Origin of the sequence: Paenibacillus sp. alder61 (assembly GCF_020179875.1) — a bacterium.
GTDB classification, from domain to species: Bacteria; Bacillota; Bacilli; order Paenibacillales; family Paenibacillaceae; genus Fontibacillus; species Fontibacillus faecis.
Genome location: NZ_JAIUDG010000017.1, coordinates 18,097 through 31,030, shown reverse-complemented (window position 1 = coordinate 31,030; position 12,934 = coordinate 18,097). Strand labels below are relative to the sequence as shown.

Annotated in this window: 13 protein-coding genes; 7 read left to right on the top strand and 6 right to left on the bottom strand. The window is 52.3% G+C overall.

All coding sequences use genetic code 11. The annotated features are described in order from the left end of the window. Nucleotides 1-80: 80 nt before the first annotated feature. Nucleotides 81-920 carry an AraC family transcriptional regulator gene (locus LBW89_RS18040; RefSeq protein WP_213507834.1) on the bottom strand — a complete coding sequence of 280 codons (840 nt, stop codon included), beginning with the start codon at nucleotides 918-920 and terminating at the stop codon, nucleotides 81-83. Between the two features lie 310 nt (nucleotides 921-1,230). Here LBW89_RS18040 and LBW89_RS18035 point away from each other — a divergent pair, with 310 nt between their 5' ends. Beyond that, nucleotides 1,231-3,381 carry an alpha-galactosidase gene (locus LBW89_RS18035; protein ID WP_412067011.1) on the top strand — a complete coding sequence of 717 codons (2,151 nt, stop codon included), beginning with the start codon at nucleotides 1,231-1,233 and terminating at the stop codon, nucleotides 3,379-3,381. Nucleotides 3,382-3,435: 54 nt separating this feature from the next. Here the strand turns inward: LBW89_RS18035 and LBW89_RS18030 are convergent, their stop codons facing one another. After that, nucleotides 3,436-4,629: an AI-2E family transporter gene (locus LBW89_RS18030; protein WP_225039773.1), complete on the bottom strand. Its 1,194-nt coding sequence runs from the start codon at nucleotides 4,627-4,629 to the stop codon at nucleotides 3,436-3,438. Nucleotides 4,630-4,778: 149 nt separating this feature from the next. Beyond that, complete coding sequence (locus LBW89_RS18025) at nucleotides 4,779-4,988, bottom strand: hypothetical protein (protein ID WP_148456837.1); 210 nt, start codon at nucleotides 4,986-4,988, stop codon at nucleotides 4,779-4,781. 167 nt (nucleotides 4,989-5,155) lie between these two features. Between LBW89_RS18025 and LBW89_RS18020 the strand changes: the two genes are divergently transcribed. Together LBW89_RS18020 and sda are read left to right on the top strand one after the other, a co-directional pair. Continuing rightward, a complete protein-coding gene (locus tag LBW89_RS18020) occupies nucleotides 5,156-5,821 on the top strand; it encodes a YheC/YheD family protein (protein WP_148456839.1) in 666 nt (221 codons plus the stop codon). Nucleotides 5,822-6,097: 276 nt separating this feature from the next. Next, nucleotides 6,098-6,238, top strand: coding sequence for a sporulation histidine kinase inhibitor Sda (gene sda, locus LBW89_RS18015; RefSeq protein ID WP_148456841.1), 141 nt, complete (start codon nucleotides 6,098-6,100; stop codon nucleotides 6,236-6,238). A 45-nt stretch (nucleotides 6,239-6,283) separates the two neighbouring features. Here sda and LBW89_RS18010 read toward each other — a convergent pair whose 3' ends face one another. Both LBW89_RS18010 and LBW89_RS18005 read right to left on the bottom strand, forming a co-directional pair. Beyond that, entirely contained in the window at nucleotides 6,284-6,532 is a 249-nt protein-coding gene (locus tag LBW89_RS18010) for a hypothetical protein (RefSeq protein WP_148456843.1), read from the bottom strand. A gap of 72 nt (nucleotides 6,533-6,604) precedes the next feature. Continuing rightward, nucleotides 6,605-7,606 (bottom strand): NAD(P)/FAD-dependent oxidoreductase, encoded by a 1,002-nt coding sequence (locus tag LBW89_RS18005; RefSeq protein WP_148456845.1) that lies wholly within the window; start codon nucleotides 7,604-7,606, stop codon nucleotides 6,605-6,607. 434 nt (nucleotides 7,607-8,040) lie between these two features. Here LBW89_RS18005 and LBW89_RS18000 point away from each other — a divergent pair, with 434 nt between their 5' ends. Both LBW89_RS18000 and LBW89_RS17995 read left to right on the top strand, forming a co-directional pair. Then, the gene (locus LBW89_RS18000) at nucleotides 8,041-9,234 is read left to right on the top strand and encodes an NAD(P)/FAD-dependent oxidoreductase (protein WP_148456847.1); all 1,194 of its coding nucleotides are present in this window, start codon (nucleotides 8,041-8,043) and stop codon (nucleotides 9,232-9,234) included. Between the two features lies 1 nt (nucleotide 9,235). After that, on the top strand, nucleotides 9,236-9,490 hold the full coding sequence (locus LBW89_RS17995; protein WP_148456849.1) for a hypothetical protein: 255 nt from the start codon (nucleotides 9,236-9,238) through the stop codon (nucleotides 9,488-9,490). A 64-nt stretch (nucleotides 9,491-9,554) separates the two neighbouring features. Here the strand turns inward: LBW89_RS17995 and hemQ are convergent, their stop codons facing one another. Continuing rightward, a complete protein-coding gene (gene hemQ / locus LBW89_RS17990; RefSeq protein WP_148456851.1) occupies nucleotides 9,555-10,301 on the bottom strand; it encodes a hydrogen peroxide-dependent heme synthase in 747 nt (248 codons plus the stop codon). A 214-nt stretch (nucleotides 10,302-10,515) separates the two neighbouring features. On the opposite strand from hemQ, the gene LBW89_RS17985 reads away from it, so the two are divergent. After that, nucleotides 10,516-10,809 (top strand): YuiB family protein, encoded by a 294-nt coding sequence (locus LBW89_RS17985; RefSeq protein WP_148456853.1) that lies wholly within the window; start codon nucleotides 10,516-10,518, stop codon nucleotides 10,807-10,809. 233 nt (nucleotides 10,810-11,042) lie between these two features. Next, nucleotides 11,043-12,572 carry a DnaD domain protein gene (locus tag LBW89_RS17980; protein ID WP_148456855.1) on the top strand — a complete coding sequence of 510 codons (1,530 nt, stop codon included), beginning with the start codon at nucleotides 11,043-11,045 and terminating at the stop codon, nucleotides 12,570-12,572. Nucleotides 12,573-12,934 lie beyond the last annotated feature (362 nt).

Genomic DNA, 12,934 nt, shown 5'->3' with positions numbered 1-12,934 from the left:
ATCTTGACTATGTAACAGCAAAACGATAACAGATCGGAGCGGGGTCAAATAGAGCCGGGTTTATGATCTTTATGGCAAAATCAAAGGAATTGCTGTCTGTAGTCCGTTGGGGACATCCCCGTCATGCTTTTGAAGGCGCGCGAAAAGGTCAGTTGATCGGCATAGCCCACCGATTTGGAAATGACCAGAATCGGATAATCCGTTTGCCGGAGCAGTTCGGAAGCTTTCCGAATCCGTAGTTCCATCATGTATTGTTTTGGGGTTTTTCCGGTTTCCTGTTTGAATACGGCGGACAGATAGTTCGGGTGCAGCCCAAGATAGCTGGCCACGTCGTGAATCTGCAGGCCGCTGTTGTAGTTTTTCTCGATATAGTTCATCGCCTGGGTCGAATAAGGGACTCGCCGGTCTCCCTCCCGGACATCCCCGGAATCTTTCACCAGTCTGGCAAGCATGTGGTACAAATATCCCTGGATGGCGAGGGAGGACGTCAGTCGATGGTCTCCGATCCGCAGCATTTCCAGAATGGTCGCTTGAAAATAGGAGATATCCTCGACGTCGAGAACGAAAGGCTGATCCCGGCTCGGGAACATACTCCTCAGGTACGTCTGGGATCGAATCCCCATAAAGCCGACCCAGCAGTATTCCCAGGGATCGGTCCGGTCGGCCTGATAGTAGGCGACTTCGTTCGCCGGGATCAGGAAGGCCTGGCCGGGACCGATCCCAAATTCCTTTTGCCGAATTTCCAAACGGCCCCGCCCGCCGATGACAAAATGGATCAGGTTAAATTCCCGCGCAATCGGGCCGAACGCATGGCCGGGCGCGCAGTTCTCGGTTCCGCAGTTGTATAAAATCAAATCGGCGGTATTTTTATGCTGAATGCTGGTCGTCGTATCTACATATTGAATCATCTGGCCATTCATTTCATCGCTCCTTCCCTTGACTTCAATATAGCGAAAACAAAGGGGCGGCACAAATGAACGCATTCTTTCGTTTTTTTGAAGACCTTGTCTGAATCATATTAAGTTTTGCTATATAACGCTGGGAAAATAGCATGTAGATCGGCCGCCGGACATGGTATTCTGATCTCGAAAAACGCCGAAACCACGATTTGAGACAAAGGAGACATACGCATTGAATTCATACAGACAAGCCAAGGCAGAGATTCAGATTAACGAGCAGGAACGAACTTTTCATTTGCGCAACGAAGCGATCAGTTACTTGTTTCGCGTGATGGAGAACGGTCAGTTGGAACACTTATATTACGGGCCGGCCCTCCGCTATCTTGGAAACGCGGGCCGTTTCGTTGAACGCAGCTACCGGCCGGTGTCGGTAGGCGAGTTTACCGGCGACCTCGTTACCTCGCTGGACAGCATCAAACAGGAATTTCCCTCCTCCGGGAGCGGCGATTTTCGGGAAGCGGCCCTCGAAATTTTGCAGGGGGACGGTTCACATATTATGGAATTTCAGTATGCGGGCTATGAAATTCAGAGCGGCAAACCGCCGCTTCCCGAGCTTCCCGCCACGTTCGTTACCGATCCCGGGGAAGCGGAGACTTTAATCGTTAAGCTGGTCGATCGCCTGACACAGGCTGAAGCGGCCCTAAAGTATACGATTTACCGGGACCTGCCAGTGATCACCCGCTCGGTGGCGGTTACGAACGGCGGCGATCAAGGCTTGAAGATCAACCGGTTGATGAGCGCCAGCTTCGATCTGCCGGAGGACCTCTTTGAGTTTATTCAACTGTCGGGCGCGTGGGGAAGAGAGCGCCATCTTTACCGGACCCCGCTTCGCCCCGGCGTTCAGGCGGTCGGAAGCACCCGGGGGGCCAGCGGCCATTTTCACAATCCGATGGTGATGCTGGCCAAGCCGGACACGACGGAGCACGGGGGGGAGGTGTACAGCCTGAATCTCGTATACAGCGGTAATTTTTTGGCGCAAGTTGAAGTGGATAACTACGGAACTTCCCGGTTTATGATCGGAATCCATCCCGACAAATTTTGTTGGCTGCTCCATCCAGGAGAAACCTTCCACGCCCCTGAAGCCGTGATGGTGTACTCTTCAAGCGGGCTGAACGCCATGAGCCAGACTTACCACAAACTGTATAACAACCATCTGATCCGCGGCGAGGCGGCCCGAAAGGAACGGCCTGTGTTGTTGAACAATTGGGAAGGGACTTATTTTGACTTTAATGAGGAGAAAATACTCGCCATCGCCAAAGCGGCCGCGGAACTCGGCATAGAACTGCTGGTTCTGGACGATGGCTGGTTCGGAACGCGCAACGACGACACCACCTCGCTGGGGGATTGGTTCGTGAACGGGGACAAGCTTCCCAACGGGCTGAAGTACTTGGCTGGGGAGATCAACAAGCTCGGCATGAAATTCGGTTTATGGTTCGAACCCGAGATGGTGAATGAGGCTTCGCGGTTGATGCAAGCCCATCCCGACTGGGTCGTCGGCACGCCGAACCGGAAGCGGAAACAGGGACGCCACCAGTATGTGCTCGATTTTTCCCGGCCCGAGGTGGTGGAAGGTATTTTTGAACAAATGGACCGGGTGCTGTCGTCGGCCAATATCGAATACGTGAAATGGGATATGAACCGCAACATTTCCGAAGCCTATTCGCTCAGCTTGGGAAGCGACCGTCAGGGGGAGTTTTTTCACCGCTATATCATAGGGGTGTACCGCCTCTATGACAAGCTGGTCCGCCAATACCCGCATATCTTGTTTGAGTCCTGCGCCTCGGGAGGAGGGCGTTTTGATCCCGGCATGCTGTACTATGCCCCGCAAACCTGGACCAGCGACGACAGCGACGCCGTGGAACGGCTAAAAATCCAGTACGGCACGTCGATGGCTTATCCGTTAAGCAGTATGGGGGCCCATGTATCCAGTGTTCCCAATCACCAGGTAGGCCGGATAACACCGCTGCACACCCGGGCGAACACCGCTTACTTCGGCGTGTTCGGTTACGAATTGGACCCCGTCGCATTGACGGCGGAGGAGCGGGAGGCGATCAAGACGCAAATCCGTTTTTACAAACGGTACAGAAAGCTTCTGACCGGAGGGGACTTCTTCCGCTTGCAAAGTCCGTTTGAGGAGAACGAAACCGCCTGGATGACGGTGAATGCCGAGAGAGGCGAAGCGATCGTCGGTTGGTATCAGGTGCTGTCCGTCCCGAACGAAGCCTATAAGCGCCTTAAACTAAAAGGGCTGATCCCGGAGGCTGTCTACCATGTCGAGGAGTTGGGGCAATCCTACTCGGGCGGCGAATTGATGCATGTGGGCTTGCTGTTGACCCCGCCCTGGAAGGAAGGCGTGAGCTACAATGTGATGGATAAAGGCGATTTTGCTTCGCGGCTGTTTACGCTCCGTAAAGTAGATTGAGCCCCCGCCCAACCACAAACGGGCCACTCCTTACGGAGCGGCCCGTTTACTCGATTACTTGCTGTCCCCGTCCAAGCGCTCCGCGTCATGTTCCGGCGCCGCCGATTCCGCGGCCACCGGTTCATACAGCTTGGAACGATTTTCGAACCATTTGAACAGGTGCGTGAAGATGACTTTGAGCACGGCGTATCCCGGAACGGCGAGAATGATGCCCAGGACGCCGAACAGGTTCCCGGCGGTAAGAATCACGAAGATGATCGTGATCGGATGAATCCGCAGGGATTTGCCCATGATTTGCGGGGAGATAAATTTCCCCTCCACCAATTGAACGACGGTCCAGACGACGATCAATTTCAGCAGCATGAGCGGCGAGGTGACGATGGCGATGATCAAAGCCGGCGTAATGGCGATAGCCGGGCCCAGGTACGGCACGATGCTCGTACATGCGGCGATAATGGCCAGAATGAGGGAGTAATCCATCCCGATAATCAGAAACCCGATGTACAGCAATACCCCAATGCAAAAGCTGACGATAATCTGCCCCCGGATATAGGAGCTGATCTGTCCGTTCATTTCCGACATCACCCGATTGGTTTGGGTACGGAAACGGATAGGGACGTAACGCAAAATAAAGTTAGGAAGCTTCTTCCCGTCTTTCAGCAAATAGAACAGAATGAACGGCACCGTAACGATCGCCAGAATAATGTCCTTCAAGGCGCCCAAAAATCCACCGAGGCCCGACCAGGCGTTCTCCAAAAGCGAGGTCGCTCTCTCCGAGACGGTCTGCGCGAGCTGAGTCGGATTAAAGCCCGTCGATTCCTGAATCTGATGAAAGAAGTCGCTGCCGATCAAGCCTTCGAACTGCAGCTGCACTTCATAGCTGTATTTCGGAAAGTTCTCGATCAAGCTCATAATCTGCTCCCGAACTACCGGTACGATAGACAGGATGACGATCGTTATCAGACCGACGATGAGCAGGTAGAGCGCGACGATCGTGTAGACCCGAGGAATCCCTTTGCGCTCAAGCCAGTCCACCAGCGGGTTAAGCAGGTAGTAGATCGCGCCCGTCAGCAGGATCGGAAGCAGTACCGTTTTTAATAGGACCGCGACCGGGGTAAAGATAAAAGATATTTTGTCCAGCACAAAAATATTAAGTCCGATCAGCAGCAAAATCAGCAGAAAAATGACAAAGCGGTTGCCAAGGAAAAACTTTTTGAATCGTTCACTCCAGATGTGCGTGCCCCCCATGAAAGCAATGAACCTCCTGTCGATGAATCAAATTTTTACTATAGTTATATTACGTAAAAAATCCATTTGGTTTCAGACATTTTCAAAAAACAAAAGGATTCATGCCGCTTCGAAGTGCGAAGCGTATGAATCCCGGCCCGATCGCGGGTTCAAAAAAACTGCCGGTCGACCATAAGCACGACCATGCCGGCCGCCACCAGCGAGAAGAGGATGCAGCCCGCGCCAAGCCCTTTACGCGAGCCTTTGGCGAATTTAAGGCCGGTGATGAACAAAAGCACAGTAATACCGGCAAGCACCAGAGACATGGCGATCATGGCGATCCAATACAGGATTTCGAATAAAGCGGCTTCGGTTTCCAAAGGAATCCTCCTTCACTAAAAATCTTGCTAGCCCATACTAACGTTAGTTTAGCATATTTGAACAAAAATGCGAGAAGAGGAAAAGAGGCTCACGCCTCGGACAAACATACAAGAACCCCTTCTGCCGATTGAGTATGAATATCGTATAACGGAAAGGGGATGGTGTCATGGCGGGAAGACAACTGGCCAATAAATGGCTGAAAACGGAAGCGCTACTCAGAAACGCGGACGTGGCCGCCCACATACCGCAAACCCGAATGTTCAGTGCGGAGTCGTTAAGGAGCATGCTGCACCAGTTTGGCATGGTGGTGATCAAGCCGCTGCGGGGCGGGGGCGGGTACGGAGTGATCAAGGTATCCTGCGCAAGGGGGATCTACTCCTTTACCTATATGTCCTCCAAAAGATCATTCTCCAGCTTCGAGGCCATGTTCAGGGCTTTAAACCGTGCCAAAGTCGGCCGTCGGTACATGATCCAGCAGGGGATTCATTTGGCCCGGATCGGCGGGCGTCCGATCGACTACAGAGTCAAGGTAGTCAAGCAGGACGGGGGTTGGGTGTACCGTTCCATGGTCGGACGTCTGGCCAGACCCGGTTTGTTCGTTACCAATCTTTGCAAAGGGGGAACCCAACTGACGGCCCGCAAGGGACTGGAGCTTTCGCTTCGCCGCCGCGGAGCCGGGATCAAGAAACGCAAGGAGATGCGGAATCTTACGAATACGTGCATCGCGATTATGGAGGCGGCTTTCCCGGGGATCGACCAGCTTGGATTTGACTATGGGATCGACCAAAGCGGAAAGCTGTGGATATTCGAGGTAAATACCCGCCCGCAATAACCAAAGTCAGGCGGTTTATTCCAGTGTTTTACAGGTTAATGAATTTATAACCAGTCTTTTAAGCGCAAGTAAAAAAAAATTTCGTCAAAAAATGGGGCTTACCATCCTGTGAATAACTTTTATCCACATTATCCAATGATATTCTACAATGTGTTCCAGGTTTTGCTAACACGTTATTCACAGGATTTCCACAGTGTTTTGTGGATAAGAGGAACGCTTGTTCTGATTAGGGTTTCTTGTTATGATGAGGAAAAAAATAGAAGGGATGTGTTATTAATGGCGATGTTGACAGACGAGATGCTGCTTGAATCCTATCACTTGGCCACTATGCTCGACTTGGACCGGGATTTCATCGCATTGCTGTTGGCAGAGATCCATAGACGAGATCTGATAACCGACTCGCCGATTTTACATTAGGGAACGAGTTGTCGCTGAAGGATGGACAAGCTGATGTCGATGAAGTTAAGGCGCTTTCCAAGCGTTGACATGATAAATATAAGCTTCGTGACAGTGCGGACACAGGACGACATGTTCACAGCCGGAAGGAGCTTGAGCCGTGGATGCAGAGGTGTACTGATCGGCCGACCCGTAAGGGCTGTAAGGACCGACGTAGTCCTGTTTCTTACCGGCATTTTCAAGGACATGCCCGCAATCGGGACATGTTGCGGTCAACGGAGCTATACCGTTGCATAACGGACAAATATAGGACAAGGGGTATCTCTCCTTTACAGCAAGGTTTCCTGCGTAAAGTTAAGATACCCCTTTTTGTGTCAACTCATGTAATTAAAGCTTAAGATTACTGCTGTGTCCCGGGGACAGCTTGGCTTCCGGATCGATATACACCTTGGCGTTATTGACCGCGGTCGGCGCTTCCCCGAAGCCGACGGCAATCAAATCGAGCTTGCCGGGATAGGTCGTGATGTCTCCGGCCGCGAAGATGCCGGGAATCGAGCTCTCCATGCGGGAGTCGACGACGATCGAGTTGGACTCGATCTCAAGCCCCCATTCCGCGATCGGGCCGAGCGAGGAGACGAAGCCGAAATTGACGATCACGTCGTCGACCTCGATGTCTTGGGTCTCCTTCGTCTTCGTGTGCGAAAGCGTGACGCGCTCGATCCGGTCGTCGCCGTGCAGGGCGGTAATTTCCGTCGGGGTGATGACCTGCACGCTGGAGGCCATCAGGTTCTCGACGCTGTGCTCATGGGCGCGGAACTTGTCGCGGCGGTGAATCAGCGTGACCTGCTCGGCGATCGGCTCCAGCATGAGCGCCCAGTCCACCGCGGAATCGCCTCCGCCGCTGATCAAGACCCGGCGGCCTTGGAAGCGGCTGAGATCGCTGACGAAATAGTGCAGGTTGCTCTTCTCGAATTTGGCCGCGTTCTCCAGCTCAAGCCGCCGTGGTTCAAAAGCGCCGACCCCCGCCGTAATGATCAGGGCCCGTGCGTAGTGGACTTCCTTGTCGGTGGTGACGACAAAATGACGCTCATCCTTCTTCTCGATACGCAGTACTTTTTCTTCAAGACGTATGTCCGGATCGAACCGTTTCAGTTGCTCATTCAGGTTGTGGACCAATTCCTGGCCCGTAATCTTGGGAAATCCGGCGATATCGTAAATATATTTCTCTGGGTAAAGGGCGGCAACCTGTCCTCCCAGCTGAGGCATACTTTCGATTAATTTAACGGACGCTTTCCGCATTCCGCCGTAAAAAGCGGCAAACATGCCAGCCGGCCCGCCTCCGATAATGAGCAGGTCGGTAAACTCGCCGCTTGCAGTTTGGGATGACACTGGCAAACACCTCCGAATAATTTCAAACAAGCTTATATTGTCATTTCTACTTTATTATAGCCCTCACTTTCCGTCTTGCAAAGTTGAAGCGGACGGGGGATGTCGAACCCTGAAAACCCCTGTAAAACCGCGGAAAGTGGCGTAAAATAAGACTTGATCTTTTATACAAAAGCCGATATTATTCAAATGTATGTACCCGAATTTGTGACGAAACCGGTACATTTATGATGAACTAGTGTAGATCCTGTGTATTATTTTTGATAAATATTCAGGTTCGGTTTAAAATAACTGTGACAAATATCGCACAATCGCAAACCGCTTTTAAATATGTTATTTTTACCAGAGACTATTTTTTTATGTGTATATTTTCACATTGAAGTTTTTGGTGTTAATACTAAATATAGAGCTTTAACCCTGGAAGGAGAACAAGCCAGATGAGTACCATACCTAAGATCGTCATACTTGGAGCGGGTTATGGCGGCATTTTGACAGCACAGAGGCTGCAGAAAGAACTAAATTACAATGAGGCCGACGTCACTCTCGTCAACCGGCATGATTACCATTACTTCACGACCCATCTACATATGCCTGCCGCGGGGACGGATTCGATCGAGCATACGCGCGTTTCGATCTCCAAGCTGATCGACGAATTCAAGATCGACCTTGTCAAATCGAATGTTCAGGAAATTCGTTTGTCGGACAAAAAGGTTGTTCTCCAGGACGGGACCCTGTCCTATGATTATTTGGTGATCGCTCTTGGCGGCGAGCCGGAGTCCTTCGGCATTCCGGGACTGTCCGAATACGCCATGACGATCCGGAGCATCAACTCCGTACGTCTCATCCGGCAGCATATCGAGTACCAGTTCGCGCTGTTTAAAGCGGACGAAAGCCGCACGGACCGCTTGAACTTCGTGGTCGGCGGCGCCGGATTCAGCGGCATCGAGTTCGTGGCCGAACTGGCGGACCGGATCCCTAAGCTGTGCAAGGAATATGACGTCGACCCGAATATGGTGAACGTGTATAACGTGGAAGCGGCGCCTACCGTCCTCCCGGGATTTGATCCGGAACTGGTCGACTATGCGATGGATGTGCTGCGCAAGAAGGGCGTACAGTTCAAGATCGGCGTCGCCATCAAGGAATGCACGCCGGACGGCGTATTGCTGGCCACCGGCGAAGAAATCAAATCCGCCACGGTCATCTGGACCGGAGGCATCCGCGGAAACCGGCTGGTGGAAGCCGCCGGATTCGAAACGGCGAGAGGCCGGGTCAAGGTAGACGATTATCTGCGTGCCCCCGGTTACGATAATGTCTTTATTATCGGCGACAATTCGCTGATGTTTAACCCGGAGGGCCGCCCTTATCCGCCGACAGCCCAAATCGCCATGCAGCAGGGAGTCACCTGCGCGCAGAACGTCGTCTCGGCGATTCGCGGCAAGGAGATGAAGAAATTCGTCTTCAGCAACAAAGGAACGGTAGCTTCTTTGGGTAAAGGCGAGGCCATCGCCTCCGCTTTCGGTAAGAAGTACAAAGGCTGGGTGGCCGCGCAGCTCAAGAAGCTGGTGGATATCCGCTATCTGTTCACGATCGGGGGCATCCCCCTCGTTCTGAAGAAAGGCAGATTCCTGTAACATGCGCCACTGCAGCGTACAAGTCAGGGGCTTGCTGACGCGGGACGAGCTCGAGCGGTATAACGCCCTGATGGAGGTAGGTTCTTACCTGGAATCCCAGGGGAAATATGATCTGGCCTATACCGTACAGCGGGAAGTGGATATTTTGATTCTTCCGGCGATCGAGCGGTTGAAGGAGAAGAGCCGGGACCGGGACCGGGCCACGGCGGAGTTTCTGGAGTCCCTGCGGAAGCAGCAGGATGATGACGACGAGTAGAGGTTAACGTTAAAAAGCGCGAGCCGGGCGGGAGATCCCGCGGCTCGCGCTTCTTCGTGTTAAATTACAGTTTCAGCATCTCTTCAAACCGCTGCTCGTTCAACAGATTGCCGACATAGAAAGAGCCGAATTCGCCGAATCGGGCGCTGACTTCGTCGAAACGCATTTCATAAACCAGTTTCTTGAAATGCAGGGCATCGTCAGAGAACAAGGTGACGCCCCACTCCCAATCATCCAGTCCGACGGAGCCGGTAATGATTTGTTTGACTTTACCGGCGTACCCGCGTCCGATCATTCCGTGGCTGCGCATCATGCTCCGCCGCTCTTCCATGGACAACATGTACCAGTTATCGCTCAGGTCGCGCTTCTTGTTCATCGGGTAGAAGCAGATATGCTTCGATTTCGGCAAGATCGGCTGCAGACGGGCCATTACCTCCGGATTTGCTTTCGGATCGCCGTCCCCCGAACCCATGTAATTGCTCAACTCCACGATGCTGACGTAAGAATAGGCTTTCGTCGTATACTGGGCGAACGTCGTCTTGTTAAAAGCGTTCTCCAGCGCGTTCAATTCCTCCAACGTCTCGCGCAGATGCATAAAGACGAAATCGGCTTTCTGACCGACGATGGAATACACCGCCGTGCTGCCTTTCCCCTCTTGTTCAAAAGCATTCCAATCCTGAAGGAATTGGTGCAGGTCCTCCAGCGCACCCGCCCGTTCCTCGTCATCCGCCGCTTTCCAGGCCGACCAATCGATGGAACGAAAATCGTGTAAGGCGTACCATCCCTCCAAAGTCAAGGCGGCTTCATTCATATGGGATCACTCCTGTATCGTCAAATTGTTCATCATCTAAAAAACCGGATGCACTTTCTTTATTGTATCCTAACGTGGAGGAGCGGGGCAAACGAATTCCGTGTGGTTTTAGGGAAAGTTCATTGATTCGCAACATATTTTTTAGTAAACTATCTACTAGTTCTTAAAGATGTGATCTAAATTATAGTGCGATTCTGAAAGGGTGGGAACATAGGTGGGTTGGCTCATTGTATTGGTGCTGATGGTTCTGTTCTTTGTTATGATGTTCGGCATCGGATTTATTTTAAATATGCTAATGAAAACAACCTGGTTTCCTGCATATATCTTCATTCTAGTCATTCTGCCGATCGTGGTGTACAGCCTTTGGGAGCATGATCAGACCTTCGGGGCGTATCTGGCCTCCTTCCGGCTCGTCGATTATCTGACCGCCTTGGCGGGATTGGCGGGCGCGATTTTGAGCGGGTGGACGATCCGCAAGCTGCGTTTGGGCGGATATAAAATGTTTTAAGTCCATTCTTGCGGAATTGGACCGCAAGTAGGCTCCGGGCTTCGGCCCGGAGCTTTTTTGGTTCGATGGACAATTCGCTAGAATTAGCCAAAAAGAAAGCATGCCCGCCTGCCGAGGTGAAGGAGGGGATTTTTTCGCGTTTTTTGTAAAGTTTTAACGATTCGGGTCGTCCCGATTTATGATAGAATAGAAAAAGTCTCAAAGTACGAGAACAGGGAAGGAGCGATGAAGCCGTGCGCATGAACAACATGCTGCATTTTACCGAAAATCACCGATATTGCGTTTACCGTGACTTCTCTCTCAGTCCCGTGGATGATAAAATGCTCGGATTGATTTACCAGCCGATGGTCGGAGCGCTGGCCATCGCGTTCTACCGGCTGCTGGCGGAGCAGGTTCCGATCGATCAAGTGGGGTACTCTGCGGTGGAGCAGCAGAGGGGCCTTTTTTTGACGATGGGCCTGGAACCCGGTGATAAAGGGCGCGCGTGTTTGATCGAGCAGGCTTCCAAGCTGGAAGCGGTCGGATTGCTGCAAACAAGCCGTCTGTACATACCGGACAGCGACGATTATCTGTATGAATACGAGCTTCAGGCTCCGCTGTCCCCGGCCGAATTTTTCCGGACCCAGCACCTGACGCTGCTGCTGCGCGACAAAATCGGCAAGTTCGCGGTGTTGTCCCTACGGGAGCGTTTCTTCCGCATGGAGCCCGGCGACATGTACGGCCTGACTTACAACAAAGAAAATATTTCCGTTCCGTTCTATGAAATTTTTGAACTGAACGCCCATTCGATAGATTATGAACTGGAGCAGGCGATCGCGGAGACGTCCATCGCGAGACAGCCCGGCCTTAAGGCCGTCGAGGAGGAAGCGGCGATCAATTACGCCGATATCATCCTGCGTTTTCCGCGGGAGTCCATCAACCGCGCCTATGTGGAGAAGCTTCGGTTTGATCCCGAGGGGATGGGCGTCGTCAATTACGTCGCCCACAAATACGACCTCAGCGTGCAGGATTTGTCCCGCCTGCTGGATGAAGACGGGGTCTTCGACCCCGTGAGCGGCAATTTGCTGCTGGATGAGCTTCAGCATAAGGCCAACCTGCATTTCCGGCAAGGCAAACGCCGCCGGGAGGAACGGGAGGTGGCCTTCGCCAAGGTGGTAAGCCTGCGCGGCGAAGAGCTGAAAGGCTCCGAAGCGGTGCACGCCCAGGAGGAAGTCGCCGTGCAGATGGAGTACTATGTGGAAGTTCCGCCGCAGTTTCAGAGCAAATGCGATGTGCATCAGTACAATATGATGCTGAGGAACGAGCCTTACACCCGCCTGCTGAAGACCTTTTTCCCCGGGGCGGTTCCCGATAACCTGCTCGATATTTTCGAGAAAATCGATTTGAACTACAAGCTGCCGGGCGAAGTCATCAACGTGCTGATCCATTATCTGATGTCCCTGCTGACGTCGGGAGGAGAACAGCGGATCAACCGCAATTTTGTCGATGCGATCGCCTCGAATATGTTGTTGAAACAAATCGACACCTACGAGAAAGCGGTGCAGTATATTCGCGATCAGGCGAAGGTGAAGGATAAAGCCGCCGCTTCGTCCGCCGCAGCCGCCGGAGGCCGCGGAAGAGCTTATGGAAGCCGCGGAGGCAAGCCGAAGCCGGACATTCCCATCGTCCAGAGTACGGGGGCGGAACAGGCCGTATCGGAAGAGGAATTTGCCGAGCTATTGAAAATGGCCGAACAAATGAAGGCGAGCAAGAAGAAGGGGTAATCGCGCCAGGTTATCGGTTGTCTCACCAGACAAGCTTGATAACATCGAATCATCGAATTCCTGCAAATCTGCATGTTTTTTTCTTGTTCGGAACACAAATTTCAAAATTCCTGCAAATCTGCATGAATTTCCGGCGAAACCGGCTCGTTTCTCTAAAATCGCTAGAAAAGCCTGCAGATTTGCATCTTTTTTTCGCATTCCTCGGAAATCGGTCTAAAAACCTGCAGATTTGCATCTTTTGGAGCCGGAAGAATTCCGAAATGTTGGAAGTGCAAGTGCACTAGGCACATTGAAAGCCCCTGTGCCCAATACGATTCGGATGTCTGCGGACATGAGACAGCGTACTTATCGAGAATCTCACT

Coding starts and splice junctions, on each gene's coding strand:
- LBW89_RS17995 (WP_148456849.1), top strand. CDS start 9,236: ATGCGCCACTGCAGCGTACAAGTCAGGGGCTTGCTGACGCGGGACGAG.
- LBW89_RS18040 (WP_213507834.1), bottom strand. CDS start 920: ATGAATGGCCAGATGATTCAATATGTAGATACGACGACCAGCATTCAG.
- hemQ (WP_148456851.1), bottom strand. CDS start 10,301: ATGAATGAAGCCGCCTTGACTTTGGAGGGATGGTACGCCTTACACGAT.
- LBW89_RS18000 (WP_148456847.1), top strand. CDS start 8,041: ATGAGTACCATACCTAAGATCGTCATACTTGGAGCGGGTTATGGCGGC.
- sda (WP_148456841.1), top strand. CDS start 6,098: ATGGCGATGTTGACAGACGAGATGCTGCTTGAATCCTATCACTTGGCC.
- LBW89_RS18030 (WP_225039773.1), bottom strand. CDS start 4,629: ATGGGGGGCACGCACATCTGGAGTGAACGATTCAAAAAGTTTTTCCTT.
- LBW89_RS18035 (WP_412067011.1), top strand. CDS start 1,231: ATGGAGAACGGTCAGTTGGAACACTTATATTACGGGCCGGCCCTCCGC.
- LBW89_RS18020 (WP_148456839.1), top strand. CDS start 5,156: ATGGCGGGAAGACAACTGGCCAATAAATGGCTGAAAACGGAAGCGCTA.